Origin of the sequence: Acinetobacter sp. V2, from assembly GCF_001188385.1 — a bacterium.
Lineage (GTDB): Bacteria > Pseudomonadota > Gammaproteobacteria > Pseudomonadales > Moraxellaceae > Acinetobacter > Acinetobacter oleivorans.
On the sequence record NZ_JZFB01000003.1, the window covers coordinates 439,980 to 440,280 of the forward strand.

Annotated in this window: 1 pseudogene; it reads left to right on the forward strand. The window is 41.9% G+C overall.

From position 1 onward, the window contains the following. Positions 1–301, forward strand: a pseudogene (locus UC75_RS22565) (RND transporter); the annotation flags it as partial.

Sequence of the window (301 nt, forward strand, 5' to 3'; positions counted from 1 at the left end):
TAGTCAGGCTGACCCGATTCAAGCTCAGTCTTATTTACAAGCTGCCCAGTCTGGTTTGATTGCACAACAATCATTATTGCGTCAGTACCAACAACATTTAAGAACATTATTGGGTGCAGATGTTTCGCGCACGGGTTGGATTATTTCAGATGATTTGGTGAAACAATCTGATTTATATGGCGAACCTGAGTTTAATACCATCCCAAAAATGATTGCGGCTCAAGCCAGTGTTGAAGTTGCCAAGGCACAAAAGGAACAGACACGTTTAACACGTTATCCAACCTTGTCGGTTAAAGGTTCT